The organism is Xenorhabdus sp. Sc-CR9, from assembly GCF_963897815.1.
In the GTDB taxonomy this organism is placed as follows: domain Bacteria; phylum Pseudomonadota; class Gammaproteobacteria; order Enterobacterales; family Enterobacteriaceae; genus Xenorhabdus.
Genome location: NZ_CAWQTY010000173.1, coordinates 19933 through 41652, shown reverse-complemented (window position 1 = coordinate 41652; position 21720 = coordinate 19933). Strand labels below are relative to the sequence as shown.

The window sequence follows — 21720 nt, the reverse complement described above, 5'->3', positions numbered from 1 at the left end:
GCTGCTAAGCAGCAGGGGTTCAATTTCCATGAACACTTCTCGACTAATGTCACTGGCATAAATTTTTCTCATCCCCGTAGTTTATATGAAAAATCGTTCTGGTTTAAAAAAATTCTGAATAGGTTCTTAAAGCAATTGCCCCTTGAGCTGAAACTATTGACAAAAGATATCACAGCAGCAGGAGCGGAAGATCAGGATTGTACTTCATTGGCTGAATGGTTGCCGGAAGCCACGGTAAATTATGATAGTAGTTATCAACAACTCAATATTAGCCTGCCGCAGATATATGTTAAAAAACAGGCTCGGGATGCAGTTGATCCCACATTGTGGGACAAAGGTATCAGTGCTGGTACTCTGGGTTATAATTTCAGCGCATACCGTAGTGAATCCGGTGGTGATCACCATGATTCTGCTTATGGTTCATTGAACACTGGTTTGAATCTGGGAGCATGGTATTTCCGCCATAATGGCAACCTCAATTGGCAGCAGGAGAGCCAAAAAAAATATCATGCCCTGAATACCTATGTACAGCGTGATATTCCTGCATTGCAGGGCCGAGTATTGATTGGAGAGTCATATACTTCCGGTCAATTGTTCGATACCTTGCCATTTACCGGGGTTTCGTTGACCAGCGTTCCATATATGTTACCACTTTCACAACAAGGCTATGCGCCTGAAATTCGCGGTATTGCCCGTACCAATGCCAGAGTGACCGTGCATCAGGGAGAGCAAGTTATATATGAAACTACGGTGCCGCCCGGTGATTTTATTATTAATGATCTTTATCCGACGGGTTATGGTGGTAATCTGGCGGTAACGGTTCATGAAGCTAATGGCAGCAAACAGCGTTTTGAAGTGCCGTATACAGCTGTCGCTCAGTTATTACGTCCCGGTTCCAGCCAATATAGTTTTACCGTGGGTAAATATCGCAGTCACGAGTTAAAGGAGCCAGCACTGTTTGCCGAAACGACCTGGCAGCAGGGTTTAACTAACCGTATAACCGGTAATGCGGGATTACAATATTCACGTAATTATTATGCCGGGCAGTTGGGTATGGCAGTTGATACCCCTATAGGAGCACTATCGGCAGCTGTCGCTCATACTCATTTAAATACCGGTAATGGTAAGTCGTTACGTGGGCAGAGTTATAACTTAAGCTACAGTCAATATGTGCATGAAACTGGCAGCAATTTCTCTTTGGCAACTCATCGTTTTTCAACCAAAGATTATCGAAGCTTGTCTGATGCAGTATCTTCACAGGGCATGGCTGATGATTATGGGAGCACACCACGCAACCGCGTCACGTTAACATTCAATCAGAGCCTGCCAGAACATTGGGGACAGTTCCATTTAAGTGGTTCCATGGAGAATTCCTGGGAACGTAAGGGCTATAGCCAGCAATATCAGCTCGGCTACAATAACCATTGGCAAGGAATCAGCTATGGTGTATCGGTGACTCGTAACCAGAATAACCGGAGGAAATTCCAAAATAGCTGGCTGTTTAATGTCAGCTTGCCTCTGGAAAAAAAGGCTTTCAGTCATATCAGTACTCAACTGACGCATGATGAGCAAAGTAAATGGAGGAAACAGCTTAGCCTGTCCGGCACGGTCGGGAAAGACACTCCATTTTATTATAACTTGAATGCTTCACAGCATCAGGGTTCTGACTATGCGACCTCACTTTCCGGTAATTATCGTAACTCGTGGAGTGCGTTGTCTGCTTCTTATAGTAAAGGAAAGAACTATAGCAGTGCTTCAGCCGGAATAAATGGCACGGTAATCGCGCATTCAGGAGGCATCAGTTTTTCATCCCATAGTGGCAATACTTTTGCCATTGTCGAAGCAAAAGGGGCTAAAGGGGCACAGGTTTCATCCTATTCAAATATCCGTATTGATTCTCAGGGTTATGCGATAGTGCCCAACCTGAATCCGTATCAGATGAATGACATCATCATCGATCCCAAAGGAGCCAGTGATGGTGTGGAATTAAGGACTACACGGCAGAAAGTGGCACCGTTATCGGGCGCGGTTGTTAAGGTGAATTATGGTGTTAAACAGGGCGCTGCAATCTTGCTGAGGCTACAGCAGCCAAATCAGCAGCCTATTCCTTTTGGGGCGGAAGTCACAGACGAAAAGGGAGGGCTGGTAGGTCACATTGGTCAGGCAGGGCAATTGTTTGCCCGTGTTCAGACGTCAACGGGTGAACTGAAAGTGCAATGGGGCAGTCGCAATCAAATGCAGTGTCGGGTGAAATATCAATTACCGGATAGCAAAAGTTCGTGGTGGGATAATACTCAGAACGTGCAGTTGTGTAATCACGGGCAACACTGAGAGTATTCAGTGTGCTAAAGGAATGATCAGCGAGTTGATGATGAAAAAATTATATGAATTATTTTTACTGATAATCTTTCTGGGGGGGATATTATGTTCCACTGGAGTTGAAGCATATGATAAGGTTGGGTGTGACGCTAGGGATGAGAATACCGAAGATATCTTTGTAACCTTGTCTGATAGCGTTTCGATTGTGGACAACAAAGATAATATATTTGAAACTAATATTGATTCTGTTTTCTTAGAAAATTCAAATAAGTCTTTATCATATGGTTTTTCCTTAATACCTTCTGTAGTTAATGACAGTCCCTTCTGGCAAGTGTTTGGTACTGAAATGAAAGGTATTAATATGGTAGCTAAACGTGGAGAAACTTTCTTCCCATCTAAGACGGTTCCTAATATAACGAGTAAAAGTGTGTGGTTTAGGCTTCGCAAAAATTCGGCCTTACAGCCGGGAAAGCTTGATGGTTCTACTCTTCCTGAGTTATGTATCAACAGTGGTGGTAAGGCCAAAGTTATAATCAGATTTACAGGAACACTAGAGATCACTGAACCGACTTGCAAAGCCCCTGATAAAACAGTGGATATGGGAGTCCATCATATTAATACGTTTACGGGTAAAGGTTCCGGCACAAGATGGGAGGATACCAGTATTGTTTTGACCGAATGTCAATATGCTCCTAGCCTGTCGATTAGTATCTCTCCCGTTAATCTAGCGAATGATCAAAAAAAGGGTATCATGGAGATTGACAGTAGTGGAGATGCTGCTAAAGGTATAGGTATTCAGTTGAGATATGGCCTTACTGGCAATAGCTTTGTAGAATTTGGAAAGAAACATAAGTTGAATGCATCAATGAGTAATAGTCTCGGGATTAAGATCCCATTATCAGCACGCTATATCCAAACCGAAGATAAAGTCACCCCTGGCACCGCCAGCGGCAGAGTCACCTATACTATGAGTTACTATTAGCTATAAGTAACATCAGCTATAAATAGCACCAATCCCATTGCCGGAGCTGCCCAGCCTCCGGCACGCTTATAATTACCCAAATACCCCCGCAAATTTTGCAGTGTTCCCGCCATTGAATTTCTGGGCTTTTGTCATGCTTAACACAATTTCATTTGTCCTTTGCCAAAGGCAAATTTTCTGCATGTAATCACGAATGCTCACCAGGGAAAGCCGTGGCTGAAGATAGCGACCTCGAAAAAACCGAAGAACCCACGCCCCATAAACGGGAAAAAGCCCGTAAAGATGGACAAATTGCGCGTTCGAAGGAACTCACCTCAATCCTGATGTTAGCGGGAGGGGTAAGTTTGCTCTGGATGAGCGGACAATCGATCACCTATGAACTTTCTCTGATGGTGTTTGAAGGGTTTAATTTTGATCACAATATAGTCAGCAATGATAAACAAATGCTGCAACAAGTCGGTCGATTGCTGAAACAGGCTGTTTGGGCGTTATTGCCAGTATTTGCCGGATTGGTATTGGTTGCTCTCAGTGCCCCAGCATTGATGGGAGGACTGATATTCAGTTCAAAATCCATCAAGTTTGATCTGACCAAGCTGAATCCTGTTTCTGGTTTGAAGAAAATTTTCTCCATGAATGCCTTGGCGGAATTATTCAAAGCTATCTTGAAAGCATCATTGGTAGGTGGCGGCGCAGCCCTGTTTATCTGGCTGAATTGGTCTGCCATGCTTAATCTGATAGCCCAGCCCCCACTAATGGCATTGAGTGATGCCATGCTGATGATGATTTTTGCCTGCTATATTGTTTTATTTATGCTGATACCGATGGTGGCATTTGATGTGCTTTATCAAATCCGCAGCCACCTGAAAAAACTGAGAATGACACGTCAGGAGATCAAGGATGAGTTTAAAGAACAAGAAGGGGACCCACATGTAAAGGCAAGGATCCGTCAACAACAGCGGGCAGCCGCGCGTAAACGCATGATGGCGGATGTGCCGAAGGCTGATGTCATTGTCACCAACCCGACCCATTACGCTGTTGCTCTGCAATACGACAGCAAAAAAATGAGTGCGCCGAAAGTATTAGCCAAAGGGACAGGGCTTATTGCCTTGCGCATTAAAGAAGTTGGTGCTGAAAACCGCATTCCGTTGTTGGAAGCTCCCCCTTTGGCGAGGGCATTATTTCGCCATGCTGAAGTGGGAGGTTTTATTCCTGCGGCGCTCTATGCCGCTGTCGCAGAAGTGCTTGCCTGGGTTTACCAATTGAAACGTTGGAAACAGGAAGGTGGCCTGAAACCGAAGAAACCTGAAAATCTGCCAGTGCCGCCAGCACTGGATTTTGCTGGAGAAAATAATCGTCATGGCTAATCTGGCCTCGTTATTCCGTTTACCGGGGAATATGAAAAGCTCCGAATGGCAAATGCTTGCGGGACCTGTTCTGATTCTCATGATCTTGTCGATGATGGTGTTGCCGTTGCCACCATTCCTGCTTGATCTATTATTCACTTTCAATATTGCGCTTTCTATTATGGTGTTGCTGGTGGCGATGTTCACCCGCAGAACGCTCGATTTTGCTGCGTTTCCGACCATTTTATTGTTCTCGACTTTATTGCGTTTGTCACTGAACGTTGCTTCCACACGAATTATTCTGATGGAAGGCCATACCGGATCAGCCGCCGCAGGACAGGTAGTGGAAGCCTTCGGGCACTTTCTTGTTGGCGGAAATTTTGCGATTGGTATTGTTGTTTTCGTTATCTTGATCCTGATTAACTTTATGGTGATTACTAAAGGTGCGGGGCGTATCGCAGAGGTTGGTGCGCGCTTCGTGCTGGACGGAATGCCCGGCAAACAGATGGCGATTGACGCTGACTTGAATGCCGGATTGATTGGTGAAGATGAAGCTAAAAAGCGTCGCGCTGAAGTTACACAGGAAGCGGATTTTTACGGCTCGATGGATGGTGCAAGTAAATTCGTGCGCGGCGATGCGATTGCCGGATTAATGATACTGGTGATCAATATCATCGGAGGATTGATTGTTGGTGTTGTTCAACATGGTTTGGTGTTGGGAGATGCCGCAGAAGCCTATACCTTGCTGACTATCGGTGACGGACTGGTTGCCCAGTTACCAGCTTTGATCATCTCCACTGCGGCGGGTGTTATTGTCACTCGGGTTGCGACTGATGAAGATGTTGGTCAGCAAATGGTGACCCAGCTTTTCAATAATCCGAAAGTGATGATGTTGAGTGCGGGGGGGCTTGGCCTGCTCGGTTTAGTGCCGGGAATGCCTAACTTTGTCTTTTTGCTGTTTACGGCAGCGTTGGCTGGGGCGGGATATTTCTTATTGCGTAAGGATAAAAACCCACTGGCTGTACAACACGAAGAGATGAAAGCGATGGAGGAACAACAGCAGACCGCAGAAGCTTCATGGTCTGATGTACAGTTGGAAGATCCCTTGGGGATGGAAGTGGGTTATCGTCTTATTCCGATGGTGGACTTTCGCCAAAATGGTGAATTGCTCGGCCGTATCAGTGGGATACGCAAAAAATTTGCGCAAGAAGTGGGTTATTTGCCCCCTGTAGTGCATATTCGTGACAACCTTGAATTGGCACCCGCCAGTTATCGCATCATGATGAAAGGTGTAGAGATTGGTCGTGGTGAAGCACATCCGGGACGCTGGTTGGCGATTAATCCGGGTGGTGCTATCGGGGAATTGCAGGGTGACTTAACGACAGACCCGGCCTTTGGTTTGGCAGCGGTATGGATTGATGACAGCCTGAGAGAACAGGCACAGGTACAGGGTTATACAGTCGTAGCAGCCAGCACCGTTGTTGCAACCCACCTTAACCATCTACTGTCACAGCATTCCAGTGAATTGTTCGGAAGGCAGGAAGCACAGCAATTGTTTGAACGGGTCAGTCAGGAGATGTCGAAACTGACGGAAGATTTCATCCCTGATGTCGTTAGCCTGACAACGTTGCACAAAGTTCTGCAAAATTTACTGGCGGAACAAGTACCCATTCGTGACATGCGCACTATTATTGAAACATTGGCAGAACATGCGCCGACGCAGAAAGATCCTTACGAATTAACCGCCATGATCCGAATTGCTCTTGGCAGGGCGATTGCCCAGCAATGGTTCTCAGGAGCGGATGAGATCAAAGTTATTGGATTGGATGCAGGGCTGGAAAGATTACTGCTTCAGGCACTGCAAAATGGTGGCGGACTGGAACCGGGTCTGGCAGAAAGTCTGGAACGTCAGGCGGCAGAAGCATTGGAACGTCAGGAAATGTTGGGAGCACCGCCAGTGCTATTGGTCAACCATGCACTGCGCCCGCTATTATCTCGTTTCTTACGTCGCGTATTGCCTCGGTTGGTTGTATTGTCCAACCTTGAAATTACCGATAATCGTCAAATCAGAATGACGGCAACGATTGGCGGTACGAGATAAGATAATGTATATAAGATGATCGCTTTGACGATCATCTTATTATATTTCAGTAAATAAAAATCAATCTTCGGAGCCTTGCCAAAGTAATTATCTATTAACCATGCAATAGTTATTGTATGAAAGGCTGGGGGGGTATTTAGTTATGGTTTGAATAAAACGACACGCTCCATTGTTCAGATTGCAAACAATCTTATGTATACCTGTCGTCTTTCAAGTTGCCGCTTTGTTGGCTGCGCTCACTCACCCCGGTCACATAGTTATCTATGCTCCAGGGGATTCGCTCCTTGCCGTCGCGCTGCATCTTGAAATCCAATGGGTATATGGTAATTTTTACTGCAAGGATAGAGTTAGTGTGGTTTCTGTATTTAGACCTATACTTGATAGTAGGTATAGAAGCCCCAATAAGAAAATAATAAACAATGCCTTAAATAATATCTATCATTTCAGAAACTAGAATTAATTAAATTTTCCAATTCCAATATAGTCATGATAAAAATTATACAAGCAAACCTCTTAACTAAATTTATATTTTAAGAGGTTTGTCTATTTTATATTTTTTTGGTAGTACTAATAATCAAACGCTGATCTTATGGCCTGATAGCGCTGAATTACGTCGGGCCTGACCATCTGCACCATAAAGAGAAGGGCTATGGTGACTTTTCAGAAAAGCAATGGCTTTACTGTTCAACTCTACATGCTGATTCAGCAGAAATCCATTATGCGCATTTAAATTACGGATACGTTCAATCGTCTGGTTAATTTGTTCCCATAATACAGCCAGTTTTTCATGATTGGTGTAAGGTGGCTTTATTTCCAGCGTTTCATTTAAGTGCTGACGCTTCCGTTCTGCGTGATCGAGTGCCGAAAGTAAAAACGTTTTTTGTTCCGTCACTCGATGTAAATGATTTGCCTCAATAAAACCATCGCTCAATATGCGCTGTTCTTCTGCTATGGTTTGCGAAAGCGAGTTCAGGTGCGCGCTTTGCTGTTCAAGCAAGAGTTGAAGTTCTTCCATTTATGGCTCTTTATGAATTTGATGGTTTATTTATCATATTCCATATTTTCAAGGGCTTCTCTGAAGAGGGCATCGGCAATTTTGCCGCTGTCCATCGCCAGTGTTCCCTTTGCAATGGCTTCTTTCAATTGTTGTACTTTCTGGATATTAATATCTTGACTGCTTGGCTGAACGAGCTTTTTCTGCGCTTCGCTCAATTTGACTTGCGTATCGGCGCTTTTTTCTGCGACAGCCACAGTTCTGCGAGTGCTCTGAGCACCTTCATTGGCATTGCGTTGCTGTAAAGCAGCAATAGCCAGTAGAGGTTGAGTGCGTTCAATACTCATAATCGTAATCCTTTAATCAGGCATTATTTATTTGTCTTAGGTAGCAGGCGATATACCGCTGGCATGCCTGTAAATCATGGTCTGTTGATTATATCGGCTTGAAAAAATAAAACTTTAGCCATTTATAACATCATTTTTACACTGCCATTTTCTTGAGCTTCACCAGTAATAACCTGCCCGGAGTCCAGACGAACACGGATATTATCAAAACTTGCGGCGTTGTTAATCGCTTTTCCTTCGTAACGCACCTGAAAATGATGTCCATCTACGATGACGACCACTTTTTGTCCGGCTTTAATTGCCCACTGACGCCGGATCATGTTGCGTGTGATGAATTTTCCGGCAGGTATGTTGCGGATAGCAATACCATTTTGTATGGCCTTTCTGTTACGGATTATATCGCTTGGCAGTTTATCTAAAGACCCTGTTTTTATTTGAAAATCTTTTTCTGTCAGGACTACATTGCGGTAAATGGTGCGCTTGGAAACCAAATATGGGCCGGTGACGTTGACATAGACCTGAATGAAACGGCGTTTCTGACCACAAGTTACAGGGATGGACAGATTACCCCAGTTTTTGTTGCCAAGTGATGGTTGTATCTCAGGGAACTCACAATTCGGCCATTGCTGTTCAGGCGTTTTGATTTCCACAGAGACTTTCTGGCCCGCTGTATGGTGAATCTGCCTGAAATAATCATTTATTAATTGCGGTAAGTTGTTTCCCCAAGCCAAAGAACTAGCAAAAAATAGATTAAGGAAAAAGGTAACGAACCCGATAATTTTTAATGCAGTCATATCATCACCTTTAATCCCGTTAGCGAACCATAATTTCAAAAAATATTCAGTACCTGTTGGATATTAATAGTGTAACGCCATTGATTATTCGTTAATGGGATAAATAGCAATTCAATTTGTTTCTATTCTTCGAATCACCTTTTTCTTCTGCGTTTATTCTGTTAGCTGCTTAGAGCTTAAAACCCATCAGATTTCACGAACAAAACCGAGGGAGGAATATGCTCGATAAATTAGATGCCGCCTTTCAATTTCGACAAGAAGCGCTGGCACTCCGCAACCAGCGACAGGAAATTTTGTCTGCCAACATTGCTAATGCGGATACCCCTGGCTATCAAGCCCGTGATATCGATTTTGCTGCCCAACTGAAAAAGGTTATGGCACATGGTCGTGTGACGGGGAATGGAATTGGGCTGACTCTGACTTCCGATCGACATATTCCCGTTCAGCCTCAAAAACGTCTGGAGATGGATCTGCTGTATCGGGTGCCATACCAGACTGCTATGGATGGAAATACCGTTGACATGGATATGGAACGCAGCAATTTCGCAGATAACAGCCTGAAATATCAGTCCGAACTTACTATGACGAATGCGCAGCTCAAAAGCATGATGTCAGTTCTACAGTCACAAGGATAATGGGAATGTCTCTACTCAGTATTTTTGATATTGCCGGCTCTGCGCTCTCTGCTCAGTCCCAGCGACTGAACGTTAGTGCCAGCAATATGGCGAATGCCGATAGCGTTGTAGGGCCGGATGGTGAGCCATATCGCGCCAAACAGGTTGTATTCCGCGTCGCCGCCCCCGCAGGGCAGGAGATTGGCGGTGTTCGTGTCAGCGAAGTGGTGGATGATCCCACACCTTTCCGCTTTGAGTATCAGCCGGGTCATCCGCTGGCCGATGAAAAAGGTTATGTACGTATGCCAAATGTAGATGTGGTCGGGGAAATGGTCAATACCATCTCCGCTTCCCGCAGTTATCAGGCTAACGTTGAAGTGCTTAACACCACTAAGTCCATCATGTTGAAAACTCTGACGTTGGGTCAGTAACAGGAATTTCGTTATGGGAATTACCGCTTCAATTAATGAGTCACTGGATAATTCAGCCGTTGGTGAACTGGCTAAGTTGACCAATGGAAAGCCGCAAAATAGTGGTGATATTAAAGATGGCTTCTTGAATATATTGGTTGCTCAGCTTAAAAACCAAGATCCTACCAATCCAATGCAAAACAGTGAATTGACTTCACAGATTGCGCAGATCAGTACGGTTGAGGGTATTGAGAAACTGAATAAAACGTTGGGTTCCATTGTCGGACAAATGGACAACAACCATACCATGCAAAAGGTTGCACTGATTGGCCGGGGTATCATGGTTTCAGGCAATGTTTATGGTAATGAGATTCTGGTTAGTTCCAACGAAAAAGGGGACATCAATACAACCGCATTCGGTTATGAACTGGATCGGCCTGCCGATATTATCAAAGTCACCATCAAAAATAAAAGTGGCGCAGTGGTTCGGGAAATGGAATTCAATAAATCAGATCCCAATTCATCCGCATATTGTGGTGCTGGAGTCCATGTACTGAACTCTTCCATATGGGATGGCAAAGACGCAGATGGTAATGCCGTGGGGGACGGAGCTTATAACTTCACCATTTCCGCAAGCCAACAAGATCAAATGTTGATGATACACCCCCTGAGGTATGCCCAGGTTAACGGTGTTGTGCGGCAGGAAAACAGCACTAAATTAGACTTAGGGCTGGTGGGTACGGCAAACATGGACGAAGTACGTCAGTTTCTTTAATTAAACGGAGGACATATGTCTTTTTCACAAGCGGTCAGTGGTTTGAATGCCGCAGCGGGTAATCTGGACGTTATCGGTAATAACATTTCAAACTCGGCAACATATGGCTTTAAATCCAGCTCCGCTTCCTTTGCGGACGTTTTCAGCGGTTCAGAAGTGGGTTTGGGGGTTAAGGTTTCTGGTCTGGTGCAGAACTTTAAAGATGGCTCAACCACCACGACCAACCGTCAGTTGGATATGGCTATCACCCAAGGCGGTTTTTTCCGCATGCAGGATTCTAACGGTAATATTTTCTATTCCCGTAATGGTCAGTTCAAAATGGATGCAGACCGTAATCTGATCAATATGCAGGGTATGAAGCTGACGGGTTATCCGGCGGTAAATGGTGAAATTCAGCAAGGCGGGTCAGTCGGGTCGATTTCGATTCCAACCGATATATTGGATGCAAAAGCGACGACGGAAATCAAACTGAAAGCTAATCTGAATTCAATGGAGACAGCTATCACCGAAGCATTTGATCCCAATAAGAAAGACACATTTAACTTTAGTGCTCCGCTTCAAGTATTTGATAGCTTGGGGAATCAGCATGATATCAATGTGTTTTTTGTTAAAACAGACAATAACAAATGGATAGCTCATGCGCTGGATCGGTCTGTTGCGGGTGCTAACTCTCAGGAATTGGGTGAATTAGAATTTAATACCAGTGGCCAAATGAAAAATATTCCATCATTTAAATTTGATGTACCCGCTTTAAATGGCTCTGCTGCTGCGCAAATCAATATTGAACTCAATGGTAGCAAGCAGCAGAGCATTGCTCAAAATTCTATTTCTCCTCCAAAACAAGATGGTTATGCAACTGGTCATTTCACCGATTACCGTGTCGATAATGACGGCAAAATTTACGGTATTTACTCTAACACTGAAACATTAGCTCTGGGTCAGGTTGTACTGGCAAACTTCTCTAATCCTGAAGGCTTGGTTGCACAAGGCGATAATGTTTGGACAGAATCCGGCGCATCTGGCAGCCCGGTTGTAGGCGTAGTGGGTTCAGGTAACTTCGGTAAGCTGATCAGCGGTGCGCTGGAAGCCTCTAACGTGGACATGAGCCAAGAGCTGGTCAATATGATCGTCGCCCAGCGTAACTATCAATCCAACGCCCAGACCATCAAGACGCAGGACCAAATTCTGCAAACGCTGGTCAGCATGCGTTAATAGACTTAGTCGGATAGCTTTATGGATCACGTCATTTATACCGCGATGGGTGCTGCGCGCCAAACTCTGGAACATCAGGCTGTCACCGCCAACAATCTGGCTAACGCTTCAACGCCGGGCTTTAAAGCTCAGCTTGCTGCGTTGCGTGCTGTGCCGATTGAAGGTGAAACCCTGCCGACACGCTCGCTGGTTATTGCTTCCACTCCCGGCATGGATAGCCGTCAGGGACCGATGAATTATACCTCCCGTCCGTTGGATGTGGCGGTCGGACAAGGCGGCTACTTGGCTGTCCAGCTTGAAGATGGGGCGGAAGCCTATACCCGCAACGGCAGCATCCAGATTTCACCCGAAGGGCAACTGATGGTGCAGGGGCGCATGTTGATGGGCGAAAACGGGCCGATTGATGTTCCGCCGCAGGCTGAATTAACTATCGCGGCCGATGGTGCCATTTCTGCCCTGATTGCCAGCGATCCGCCAACGTTGTTGGGTCAGATTGGCAAGTTGAAAATTGTCAAGCCGGAAGCCAACCAAGTGGTGCGGGGCGATGATGGTTTGTTCCATTTAACGCCACAGGCGCGGGAACAGCAAGGCAATGAACTCACGGCCAGCACCGAGGTGAAAATCATGCCGGGTGTTCTGGAAGGCAGTAATGTGAATCCCGTGGAAAGTATGGTGAACATGATTGCCAATGCGCGTCGCTTTGAGATGCAGATGAAAGTCATACACAGTTCCGATGAAAATGCCCAGCGGGCTAACCAAATTCTCGCTATGAGCTAATCGGGGGGAGATAAATTCATGATCCGATCTTTATGGATTGCCAAGACTGGGCTGGATGCTCAGCAAACCAATATGGATGTCATTGCTAACAACCTGGCAAACGTTAACACCAACGGTTTTAAACGCCAGCGCGCGGTGTTTGAAGATTTACTTTATCAAACTGAACGTCAGCCGGGCGCGATGTCATCTGAACAGACCAACCTGCCATCGGGTTTGCAAATCGGTACAGGTGCGCGGCCAGTGGCGACTGAACGCCTGCACAGTCAGGGTAATTTGGCACAGACCGGCCGCAGTCAGGACGTGGCAATCAAAGGACAGGGCTTTTTCCAAATCCAGATGCCTGATGGCACGACGGGCTATACCCGCGATGGTTCATTCCAGAAGGATCAAAATGGTCAGTTGGTGACTGCCAGTGGTTTTCAGGTCGTGCCTGCGATTATTATTCCAGACAATGCCCTCAGCATCAGCATTGCCCGTGATGGGATTGTCAGCGCAAATATGAAGGGACAAGCGCCTCAACAAATTGGACAGCTGACGCTGACCACGTTCATCAATGAAAGCGGTTTGGAAAGCATCGGTGAAAACCTCTATCTGGAAACCAACAGTTCCGGGATTCCGGTGGAAAACGCACCAGGCATCAATGGTGCCGGATTGCTCTATTCAGGCTACGTTGAAACATCTAACGTTAATGTGGCGGAAGAGTTGGTCAATATGATTCAGGTTCAGCGAGCCTACGAAATCAACAGTAAAGCAGTATCAACATCTGATCAGATGCTGCAAAAACTGACTCAGTTATAACCTAATCATTAATAGTGGGGAAAGCACATTCCCCCACTATTTCTGCAATAAATGTAAGAGCATAGAAGATGGATACAATGCCCGTTGCCAAGAACCATTCCGGAAGCCATGCTAAAAACCATGTAGCTTATGATTCTGCCGGTTTACGGAAAAACCGGGGAAATAAACAACGTATCAACATATCTGTGGTGGTATTAACATTGTCAACACTGACATTGGGGGGATGTGCTTATATGCCGCACAAACCGCTGGTGAATGGGCAGACAACCGCAAAACCCGCCGAAGCAACCGCTCCAATACCAAATGGTTCTATTTTCCAGACTGTCCAACCAGTCTATTACGGTTATCAACCCCTGTTTGAAGACCGCCGTCCGCGCAATATCGGTGATACGCTGACGATCATCTTGCAAGAAAACGTCAGCGCGAGCAAAAACTCCTCAGCCAACGCCAGCCGCAATGGAAAAACGGGTTTCGCAGCGGCTTTGACTCCCCGTTTCTTACAGGGGTTGATAGGCAGTGATAAAACCGATTTGAGTATGGAAGGCAATAACGAATTCGGGGGTAAAGGCGGGGCGAATGCCAACAACACATTCAGAGGTACGATTACTGTAACTGTGGATAAATTGCTGGCAAACGGCAACCTGCATGTGGTGGGGGAAAAACAGATCGCCATCAATCAGGGGACGGAATTCATTCGTTTTTCTGGTGTCGTCAATCCGCGCACTATCACTGGTAATAATACGGTGAGTTCTAACCAAGTTGCAGATGCCCGCATTGAGTATGTTGGCGATGGTTATATCAACGAAGCGCAGCATATGGGCTGGTTGCAACGTTTCTTTATGAATATCTCACCGTTTTAAAAGAGGATGGTCAGGATGAAAAAATTAGTCGCCAGCCTTCTTACATTTTTGCTGGTATTGTTCAATACGATTGCATCAACGGGCGCTTTTGCGGAACGCATTCGTGATTTGACGACCATAGAAGGTGTCAGGGATAACGCACTGATTGGTTATGGTTTGGTGGTTGGGTTGGATGGTACGGGTGACCAAACCATGCAGACGCCTTTTACTACTCAAAGTTTGAGCAATATGCTGTCACAGCTGGGAATTACCGTACCGCCCGGTACGAATATGCAGCTTAAAAATGTTGCTGCCGTCATGGTGACAGCCAAGCTGCCACCTTTTGCGCGTGCAGGGCAAAACATTGACGTTGTAGTTTCCTCTCTGGGTAATGCTAAAAGCCTGCGTGGTGGTACATTGCTGATGACACCATTGAAGGGCGTGGATAATCAGGTCTATGCGCTGGCTCAGGGAAATATTCTGGTGGGAGGTGCAGGTGCGAGTGCTGGAGGTAACAGCATCAAAATCAATCAGCTTGCAGGTGGGCGAATTTCCAACGGTGCAGTGATTGAGCGTGAATTGCTAACGCAATTCGGTCAGAAAGGTACTTTGAACCTGCAACTGAATGATGATGATTTTAGTTTGGCCCAGCAAATCAGTGATGCGGTCAACCGCCTGAAGGGGACAGGAACGGCAACCCCGCTGGATTCCCGCACTGTGCAGTTGCGGGTGCCGATGGAAAACAGCGAGCAGGTGAAATTTCTGTCTCAAGTACAGAATCTGACTATTCGTGTTGATGCAGGTGATGCCAAAGTGATTTTCAACTCCCGTACAGGGTCAGTCGTGATGAACCGCAATGTCACGCTGGATAGTTGTGCCATTGCCCACGGTAGCCTGTCAGTGACCGTTGAGCGTCAGACTGCGGTTAACCAGCCTAATACGCCATTGGCGGGTGGCAATACCGTTGTAACCCGTAATACTAATGTCGGCATTCAGGAGCAGGGCGGCGCATTGCAACAAGTCAGTGCCAGCGCGAATCTCGCTCAAGTTGTGCGTGCATTGAATACGCTGGGTGCGACACCAACGGATTTAATGTCGATTTTGCAGGCAATGGAGAGCGCAGGTTGTCTGCGTGCGAAGCTGGAGATTATCTGATGAATGATTTTCTGACGATGTCCAACGCTGCTTACGATGTTAATTCACTGCATTCACTGAAAGCGAAACTGTCACAGGAACCAGAGCAAGGGCTACGGCAAGTAGCCCAACAACTGGAAGGTGTTTTCGTTCAGATAATGCTGAAAAGTATGCGTTCCTCGTTGCCACAGGATGGAATTTTAAGCAGCGAGCAGACCCGTTTTTATACTTCGATGTACGATCAGCAAATTGCTCAGGATCTTTCCCAAAAGGGACTGGGATTTGCTGATATGATCGTCAAACAGTTCTCCAACGCTAATAATATTTCGGGTGAACTAGCGGGAACAGTCCCGATGCCATTAGGGAATGATATTCTGCAAACATTGCCTAAACAGCCATTGGAGCCGTTTATGCACCGGGACATACCTGAAAATGCTTCCCCGTCCTTCTCTAATGGTCCAGTCCAGTCGAAGTCATTGACGATGAACAGTACCAACTTTGTTTCCATGCTTTCCTTGCCTGCGCAATTGGCGAGTCAGCAAAGTGGCATTCCACATTTACTAATCATTGCACAGGCTGCGCTGGAATCGGGCTGGGGGCAACGGGAAATCCTGACCGCAGAAGGCAAACCGAGTCATAACCTGTTTGGTATCAAAGCCGGTAAGCATTGGAAAGGAGCTGTCACCAATATTATGACGACGGAATATATTGATGGCGAACCGAAGAAAATGCAGGACAGTTTCCGCGTATATGGTTCTTATGTGGAAGCGATAACGGATTATGTCAAACTACTGACAGAAAACCCTCGTTACACTAAGGTAGTGCAATCAACAACGGCTGAGCAGGGCGCATACTCCTTGCAGGATGCCGGATATGCCACCGACCCCGGTTACGCCAAAAAACTCGTGTCACTGATCCAGCAGTTAAAAAATACCGGCCACCAAATAGCAAAAGCCTACACCTACGATTTCGACAACCTGTTTTAGCCCATTTCGCTTTAAGCAAGAACTATCGGAACTAAGCGTATTTTCGCTCAAGGAACAAGGTGATTTGCCGATAACTGTATCAGTGAATGACCTCCTATAGATGGAGGTTTAAAGAAAAACGTAAAAGGATCTACACATGTCCAATAGCCTTATGAATACTGCCATGAGTGGTATTAATGCCGCGCAGGTGGCAATGGGTGTAGTAGGTAATAATATTGCCAACTCCAAAAACGCGGACTATAACCGACAGACTACCGTAATGACACAAAATAATGGAACCATGTCCCCTGTGGGCTTTGTGGGCAACGGAGCGGTTGTCAGCGGTATCAACCGAGAATACAGCGAATTCCTCACTGGGCAATATAATGCGGCACAAACCAAATATGCTGCGTTAAAAACGTATAATCAGCAGATGATTAAAATCAATGATCTGTTGGCGGATAAAGACGTCAGCTTATCCAATTCCATTGGCGATTTTTTCAAAAGTCTGGGAGCGGTTGAAAGTAATTCGGAAAACAGCGCCGCCAGAACCACGGTACTGGGCAAGGCGGAAGGTCTGACCAGCCGCTTCAAAGAAGCTGATGTATATCTGCGTCAAATCGATAACAGTATCAATTCCCAAATTGAACAAAATGTTCAAGAGATCAATCAGTACACGAAAGAAATTTCCAATCTGAACAATGAAATTACCCATATGCGCGGTACAGGTAATGGCGAACCACTGGCTTTGCTGGATAAGCGCGATGAAGCTGTTAATCGATTAAACCAACTGGTAGAAGTGAATGTGGTTCAGCAGGATGGTGGTGTTTTTAACATCTCATTCGGTGGCGGTATGACACTGGTATCAGGTAATCAATCCTATCAACTGGAAGCTATTCCATCCAGCATTGACAGCAGCCGTATTACATTGGGTTACAACAATGGTATATCCGGTACCTGGGAAATTGATGAACGCTTTATCTCTCAGGGCGCTCTGGGTGGTGTATTGGAGGTACGCAGAGAAGCCGTGGATAAAACCCGTAATGGATTGAATCAACTGGCATTGGTAATGGCAGATCAGTTCAATCAGGTACATCGTGCTGGTTTTGATTTCAAAGGCAACGAAGGTATTGATTTCTTTAATTTCACCAAACCGGAAACCGTTGCTAACAGCAATAATAAAGGCTTGGCTGAGATTACAGTCGAATATGCCGATACCTCTAAAGTTAAGGGCAGTGATTATACCCTCAAATTTGACGGCAAGGATTGGAAGGTTCAGCGTATTTCTGACAAAGCAATGATCTCTGTGAAAAAAGGGGGAGATACGCTGGAATTCGACGGACTGAAAGTCAAAATTGATTCTTCCAAGACAGAAGCTAACGATACTTACACGTTGAAAACCGTCAGCAATGTTGCGGCAACGTTGGAAGTAAACCTGAAAGACTCTTCTCAGTTGGCGACCGCCGGTACTAAAGATGGAGGCCAGAGTGATAACCGCAATGTGAAGAAATTCCTTGAATTGCAGGATAAGCGTTTAGTTGATGGCAAGTCTTCCTTTGCTGGTGCCTATGCTTCGTTGGTGAGTAAAGTAGGCAGCGATGCGAACAAAGCTGAAATTGGTTTCGAAGCTCAGAAACATATCGTCGATCAACTCAAAACAACACGCCAATCAATTTCGGGTGTCAATATGGACGAAGAATACGGCGAACTGCAACGCTTGCAGCAGTATTATTTGGCAAATGCCCGTGTAATGCAGACCGCGACAACATTGTTTGACGCTATTTTGGGTATTCGTTAATCACCGTTTGGTTGAATGAGAAAAAGGAAGTGATATTGTGCGTGTAAGTACGAATCAATTATACAGTCAAAAAATGAATGGGATCTTGAGTGCCCAATCTAAGTGGATGAAATCGGGTGAGCAATTGTCCAGCGGTCGTCGAGTGATTAATCCGTCAGATGATCCGTTGGCTGCTTCGCAGAACATTATGGTTTCTCAGTCTGAGTCGAAAAACCAGCAGTTTGCTACTGCCCGCATTTTTGCCAGAAACTCTATGTCAGCGCAGCTGAGCATTACCTCAAATATGGTAACAGTCATAAATAATGTTTTTGAAACAATAGTAGCTGCGACGGATGAGTATAGCGATCAGGATCGTGAATCTTATGCCCAGCAGTTGGAAGGTTTCAAACAAGAATTGCTGAATCTGGGCAATAAAACCGATGGTAATGGTCGTTATATTTTTGCCGGTTATAAGACGGACAAACCTCCTTTTGTTGCTGATGAGAATAGTGGGAAGGTGAGCTACGTTGGTGGTGAAGAAAGAATCACCCAGAAAGTGGATGATAATCGTTCGATGATTATTGCCCATACTGGGAGAGAAGCATTTTTATCCCAGCCCAGTAACCCGATCAAAGAACCCAGTGAGAAACCTGGTAAAGAAGTCAACAGTGAGTCAGATGTTTTTGCTTCCATTGATATGGCAATTAAGGCATTAAAAATGCCATACAGTAACGCTACTGATGAACAAAAGAATGAAGCAAAGGTATTGATGGATAAAGCTAACCGTGGCATTCGCAATAACTTGAACAACTTCTCTTCTGTAGAAGCGGTTCTCGGTTTACAGCTTCAGGAACTAGACCAACTGGATTCATTGGGCAGTGAACGTAGCATATCTAACAAAGTGCGCTCAGGAGAGCTGGTCGATGCCGATTGGGTTGCGACTATTTCTGAGTACTATCAGCAACAGGCTGCACTGCAAGCTTCTTTCAAAGCGTTTACTGACTTAAAAGGCATGTCTCTGTTTGAGGTATATCGCTGATTAAGTGTGGCATAGTGTTTTCTCAAGCCCTTATCTTCTTTCTCTTTTCCAGTGGAAATGAGAAAGAAGATAAGGGCGGATTATTTCCCCTATTTTTGTATATACAGTTTTTGTTGGCTGTGTATGTATCTCTGTTTTCTTGCCTTTATTCGGGTATGTCTTCTTTTGCTATTCTTCCTCTCTAAGCATCTCTTCTGCATAAAAAATTAGCAACTTCAAAATAACAGAGAGTAATAATCAAACCATTTTTGTATAAGTCATGAAGTTAAAATAAACAGCCATAAATTAGAAATTAAAAGGAGATATATTTTAAAAATTTTTATTACAAAGAATGTTTGAGCTTTTTTATGGTTTTGATGTATGACAAACGTAGTAAAAATAGGTTAGTGAATTATCATTTCAAATTAAGGGTGATAATAGGAATTATAATCGAGTAAAATGACTCTCTACCCGATAAATTCAGATTTTTCTGTTTAATATATTATTTTATCTTGTGATCAAGATCTTATCTTGATAGGAAAGCGGAATATTACATTAGATTTTTTGATATAAAACATGGGTTATTGTTTGGGTGTTTTTTGGCTAGGGTTAAATATTGTCTTATTATATACCCATTGGATTTCAAGATGCAGCGCGACGGCAAGGGAATGACAAATTCGTCGGGAACGAATTTGCCCAGCCAAAGGCTGGCCTCCGGTGAAAGGCAGGAGCCTTTCATTAACCCCCTGGAGCATAGATAACTATGTGACCGGGGTGAGTGAGCGCAGCCAACAAAGCTGCAACTTGAAAGACGACAGGTATAGATGATAAGAATAAATAAACATGAAAATTATAAGTTTACTCTTTTGTATTATTTTTATTTTATTCAGTACGATATTGATTGGTTGTCTTTCAACAATTGATCATGACTGGATGATCGGGGAACAGGATATCAAGACGGTTTGCGATCTGGTAAATAACTTCGTTATCAATGATGACAGGTTATTGACAGCGCCTTTATGCTTTTTGCTTTTATTGCCCTTTATGATTTTTTTTGTAGCGAAAGGTGTCAAAGATTTTTCGGTGGATATATTACGGGCGATTGCCTATTTGTTGACAGTGTTTTTTTCAGTCGGGTATTGGTATTGGATGTTTTTTGGTCGGTTTGCGGAATGTCCGTTCCCTGCACATTGATATTGACAGAATCTGGCAAGCGAATCCTTAAAAATAAGTTTGAAAAATTACAGGATTATACCTTGACACCGTTATAGCCAGATAAAATCCGTTCCCATTCTTGTTGGGCGAACCATGTTTGGGTTGCGCTGTCATAATGCATTTTATCGGGCAGGAACACACCATATTCAGAAGCGACACCGGTATAATTTTGCGAATTCCGAGCATCAATCAGAATACGGTATCTGGGCTCAGCGGCAATAACATCTTCAATTGCTTTATTGACATAGCTGGTATTAAGGGGATCAAAGGCGACTGAAAGTGGATAATACAATCGCCACGGAATATCACGGGAACTGATAGCATCGCTAATTCCTGTGATGATGCGGGTAAAATTCACCTCTGAAACTTTGGCTGCCGCTAAACTTTCTGTTTCCGCCTCCCATTGGTTCCAATGAATCGCCAGAATACGTGGATTTTTCCCCATTTTCCGTAGTGACTGAACGGCCATACGCAATGTTCTCATTGCTCGGGGATAAAGAGATTCTACATCTTTGGGATCGCGTTCTGGTGCCCAGCGGTTATCGGGAGGGTTATCCAGATACATTCCCTGCCCACCGTATCCCATTAAAATCACGTAAAGATCGGGTAAATCCAACGTATTGCCCTGATTGATATGGCCTTGCCAAAATTTGGCGAAACGGTTGGCAACATTGCAGGGATGATCTTGATTACCGCGTTGTAAACCGACAGGGGCACCAATATTGGCATTGCCAAAGCTGGTCAATCCTACCCAGTTAATGGTTGAAAAATTGATACTATAAACTTCTGGCAGGGATAGAGTGAATACATTGTTTAAACCTTGGGTAATTCTTTCATCTGGTGGTAATTGTGTGCCATGACCATAGCTGTTGGATTGCCCAAGAATGATAAGCAGCGGAGCATCGTTGGCTTCCCACTGTAAATATTTTATTGCGGGAGAATGAAGCGTTTTAGATATCATAAAAATCTCCTTTTAAATACGTTAATTACTTGATAGTTAACCCCTTTCTAAAGGCTTTGTTTATATAAAAGAAAATATTTCTCATTGATTCAATTTATCATCTTTAATTTATAAAATGTCAAGCGTGAAAAATATTTCAATATTTTCCTGAGAAATGATTTGGATTATAAAAAATTATTACGCTGTGTTATTTATATTGTTTATTTTATTTTTTTAAATAGGCTATCCATAATAGTAATGCACACAAATTATGAGATTCCCTTACTCCTCGCGCTGAGAGAAGTAAAGAGGTGATCGACAATTTTTAATTGCTATTTAATTCCAAGTTGGATTTTGAACGTTTTA

The 21720-nt window shown here is 44.6% G+C and carries 21 protein-coding genes; 16 read left to right on the top strand and 5 right to left on the bottom strand.

Going from position 1 to position 21720, the window contains the following annotated elements; genetic code table 11:
* The 4 genes from AACQ81_RS10130 to flhA all read left to right on the top strand — a co-directional run.
* Positions 1-2331 (top strand): fimbria/pilus outer membrane usher protein (locus tag AACQ81_RS10130; protein ID WP_237387195.1); only part of this gene is annotated, 2331 nt, incomplete at its 5' end.
* Between the two features lie 37 nt (positions 2332-2368).
* Positions 2369-3301: a fimbrial protein gene (locus tag AACQ81_RS10125; protein ID WP_237387194.1), complete on the top strand. Its 933-nt coding sequence runs from the start codon at positions 2369-2371 to the stop codon at positions 3299-3301.
* 212 nt (positions 3302-3513) lie between these two features.
* Complete coding sequence (gene flhB, locus AACQ81_RS10120; RefSeq protein WP_237387193.1) at positions 3514-4665, top strand: flagellar biosynthesis protein FlhB; 1152 nt, start codon at positions 3514-3516, stop codon at positions 4663-4665.
* Positions 4658-6745: a flagellar biosynthesis protein FlhA gene (gene flhA, locus AACQ81_RS10115; RefSeq protein WP_237387192.1), complete on the top strand. Its 2088-nt coding sequence runs from the start codon at positions 4658-4660 to the stop codon at positions 6743-6745. The genes flhB and flhA overlap by 8 nt, the downstream gene beginning before the upstream one ends.
* A gap of 574 nt (positions 6746-7319) precedes the next feature.
* Here the strand turns inward: flhA and AACQ81_RS10110 are convergent.
* The 3 genes from AACQ81_RS10110 to flgA all read right to left on the bottom strand — a co-directional run bounded on the left by AACQ81_RS10110 (position 7320) and on the right by flgA (position 8880).
* Positions 7320-7760, bottom strand: coding sequence for a flagella synthesis protein FlgN (locus tag AACQ81_RS10110; protein WP_237387191.1), 441 nt, complete (start codon positions 7758-7760; stop codon positions 7320-7322).
* 26 nt (positions 7761-7786) lie between these two features.
* On the bottom strand, positions 7787-8086 hold the full coding sequence (flgM, locus tag AACQ81_RS10105; protein WP_198691236.1) for a flagellar biosynthesis anti-sigma factor FlgM: 300 nt from the start codon (positions 8084-8086) through the stop codon (positions 7787-7789).
* 122 nt (positions 8087-8208) lie between these two features.
* Positions 8209-8880, bottom strand: a complete 672-nt coding sequence (gene flgA, locus AACQ81_RS10100; protein WP_237387190.1) for a flagellar basal body P-ring formation chaperone FlgA — start codon at positions 8878-8880, stop codon at positions 8209-8211.
* A 218-nt stretch (positions 8881-9098) separates the two neighbouring features.
* Between flgA and flgB the strand changes: the two genes are divergently transcribed.
* From flgB to flgL, 11 genes are all read left to right on the top strand, one after another.
* On the top strand, positions 9099-9515 hold the full coding sequence (flgB, locus tag AACQ81_RS10095; protein WP_237387189.1) for a flagellar basal body rod protein FlgB: 417 nt from the start codon (positions 9099-9101) through the stop codon (positions 9513-9515).
* Between the two features lie 5 nt (positions 9516-9520).
* A complete protein-coding gene (gene flgC, locus AACQ81_RS10090) occupies positions 9521-9925 on the top strand; it encodes a flagellar basal body rod protein FlgC (protein WP_237387188.1) in 405 nt (134 codons plus the stop codon).
* Positions 9926-9938: 13 nt separating this feature from the next.
* Complete coding sequence (locus tag AACQ81_RS10085; protein WP_237387187.1) at positions 9939-10679, top strand: flagellar hook assembly protein FlgD; 741 nt, start codon at positions 9939-9941, stop codon at positions 10677-10679.
* Between the two features lie 15 nt (positions 10680-10694).
* A complete protein-coding gene (gene flgE / locus AACQ81_RS10080; protein ID WP_237387186.1) occupies positions 10695-11891 on the top strand; it encodes a flagellar hook protein FlgE in 1197 nt (398 codons plus the stop codon).
* Positions 11892-11912: 21 nt separating this feature from the next.
* The gene (locus AACQ81_RS10075; RefSeq protein WP_237387185.1) at positions 11913-12668 is read left to right on the top strand and encodes a flagellar basal body rod protein FlgF; all 756 of its coding nucleotides are present in this window, start codon (positions 11913-11915) and stop codon (positions 12666-12668) included.
* Between the two features lie 18 nt (positions 12669-12686).
* Positions 12687-13466, top strand: a complete 780-nt coding sequence (flgG, locus tag AACQ81_RS10070; protein ID WP_237387184.1) for a flagellar basal-body rod protein FlgG — start codon at positions 12687-12689, stop codon at positions 13464-13466.
* Between the two features lie 68 nt (positions 13467-13534).
* A complete protein-coding gene (locus tag AACQ81_RS10065) occupies positions 13535-14326 on the top strand; it encodes a flagellar basal body L-ring protein FlgH (protein WP_237387183.1) in 792 nt (263 codons plus the stop codon).
* Positions 14327-14341: 15 nt separating this feature from the next.
* Positions 14342-15460 (top strand): flagellar basal body P-ring protein FlgI, encoded by a 1119-nt coding sequence (locus AACQ81_RS10060; RefSeq protein ID WP_237387182.1) that lies wholly within the window; start codon positions 14342-14344, stop codon positions 15458-15460.
* Positions 15460-16425 (top strand): flagellar assembly peptidoglycan hydrolase FlgJ, encoded by a 966-nt coding sequence (gene flgJ, locus AACQ81_RS10055; RefSeq protein WP_237387181.1) that lies wholly within the window; start codon positions 15460-15462, stop codon positions 16423-16425. Before AACQ81_RS10060 ends, flgJ begins: the two co-directional genes overlap by 1 nt.
* 136 nt (positions 16426-16561) lie before the next feature.
* Entirely contained in the window at positions 16562-18202 is a 1641-nt protein-coding gene (gene flgK / locus AACQ81_RS10050; RefSeq protein ID WP_237387180.1) for a flagellar hook-associated protein FlgK, read from the top strand.
* Between the two features lie 37 nt (positions 18203-18239).
* A complete protein-coding gene (flgL, locus tag AACQ81_RS10045; protein WP_237387179.1) occupies positions 18240-19220 on the top strand; it encodes a flagellar hook-associated protein FlgL in 981 nt (326 codons plus the stop codon).
* A 560-nt stretch (positions 19221-19780) separates the two neighbouring features.
* Here the strand turns inward: flgL and AACQ81_RS10040 are convergent.
* Positions 19781-19954 carry a hypothetical protein gene (locus AACQ81_RS10040; RefSeq protein WP_237387178.1) on the bottom strand — a complete coding sequence of 58 codons (174 nt, stop codon included), beginning with the start codon at positions 19952-19954 and terminating at the stop codon, positions 19781-19783.
* A gap of 88 nt (positions 19955-20042) precedes the next feature.
* On the opposite strand from AACQ81_RS10040, the gene AACQ81_RS10035 reads away from it, so the two are divergent.
* On the top strand, positions 20043-20393 hold the full coding sequence (locus AACQ81_RS10035; protein ID WP_237387177.1) for a DUF2645 family protein: 351 nt from the start codon (positions 20043-20045) through the stop codon (positions 20391-20393).
* A gap of 55 nt (positions 20394-20448) precedes the next feature.
* Here AACQ81_RS10035 and AACQ81_RS10030 read toward each other — a convergent pair whose 3' ends face one another.
* Positions 20449-21375 carry a hypothetical protein gene (locus AACQ81_RS10030; protein ID WP_237387176.1) on the bottom strand — a complete coding sequence of 309 codons (927 nt, stop codon included), beginning with the start codon at positions 21373-21375 and terminating at the stop codon, positions 20449-20451.
* Positions 21376-21720 lie beyond the last annotated feature (345 nt).

What these genes read in the sequence shown, in the direction of transcription:
- flgJ (WP_237387181.1), top strand. Translation starts at nt 15,460, where the DNA reads ATGAATGATTTTCTGACGATGTCCAACGCTGCTTACGATGTTAATTCA.
- AACQ81_RS10065 (WP_237387183.1), top strand. Translation starts at nt 13,535, where the DNA reads ATGGATACAATGCCCGTTGCCAAGAACCATTCCGGAAGCCATGCTAAA.
- AACQ81_RS10085 (WP_237387187.1), top strand. Translation starts at nt 9,939, where the DNA reads ATGGGAATTACCGCTTCAATTAATGAGTCACTGGATAATTCAGCCGTT.
- AACQ81_RS10125 (WP_237387194.1), top strand. Translation starts at nt 2,369, where the DNA reads ATGATGAAAAAATTATATGAATTATTTTTACTGATAATCTTTCTGGGG.
- AACQ81_RS10035 (WP_237387177.1), top strand. Translation starts at nt 20,043, where the DNA reads ATGAAAATTATAAGTTTACTCTTTTGTATTATTTTTATTTTATTCAGT.
- flgA (WP_237387190.1), bottom strand. Translation starts at nt 8,880, where the DNA reads ATGACTGCATTAAAAATTATCGGGTTCGTTACCTTTTTCCTTAATCTA.
- flgG (WP_237387184.1), top strand. Translation starts at nt 12,687, where the DNA reads ATGATCCGATCTTTATGGATTGCCAAGACTGGGCTGGATGCTCAGCAA.
- AACQ81_RS10075 (WP_237387185.1), top strand. Translation starts at nt 11,913, where the DNA reads ATGGATCACGTCATTTATACCGCGATGGGTGCTGCGCGCCAAACTCTG.
- AACQ81_RS10060 (WP_237387182.1), top strand. Translation starts at nt 14,342, where the DNA reads ATGAAAAAATTAGTCGCCAGCCTTCTTACATTTTTGCTGGTATTGTTC.
- flgK (WP_237387180.1), top strand. Translation starts at nt 16,562, where the DNA reads ATGTCCAATAGCCTTATGAATACTGCCATGAGTGGTATTAATGCCGCG.
- flgC (WP_237387188.1), top strand. Translation starts at nt 9,521, where the DNA reads ATGTCTCTACTCAGTATTTTTGATATTGCCGGCTCTGCGCTCTCTGCT.
- AACQ81_RS10040 (WP_237387178.1), bottom strand. Translation starts at nt 19,954, where the DNA reads ATGCTCCAGGGGGTTAATGAAAGGCTCCTGCCTTTCACCGGAGGCCAG.
- AACQ81_RS10030 (WP_237387176.1), bottom strand. Translation starts at nt 21,375, where the DNA reads ATGATATCTAAAACGCTTCATTCTCCCGCAATAAAATATTTACAGTGG.
- flhA (WP_237387192.1), top strand. Translation starts at nt 4,658, where the DNA reads ATGGCTAATCTGGCCTCGTTATTCCGTTTACCGGGGAATATGAAAAGC.
- flgE (WP_237387186.1), top strand. Translation starts at nt 10,695, where the DNA reads ATGTCTTTTTCACAAGCGGTCAGTGGTTTGAATGCCGCAGCGGGTAAT.
- flgB (WP_237387189.1), top strand. Translation starts at nt 9,099, where the DNA reads ATGCTCGATAAATTAGATGCCGCCTTTCAATTTCGACAAGAAGCGCTG.
- AACQ81_RS10110 (WP_237387191.1), bottom strand. Translation starts at nt 7,760, where the DNA reads ATGGAAGAACTTCAACTCTTGCTTGAACAGCAAAGCGCGCACCTGAAC.
- flgM (WP_198691236.1), bottom strand. Translation starts at nt 8,086, where the DNA reads ATGAGTATTGAACGCACTCAACCTCTACTGGCTATTGCTGCTTTACAG.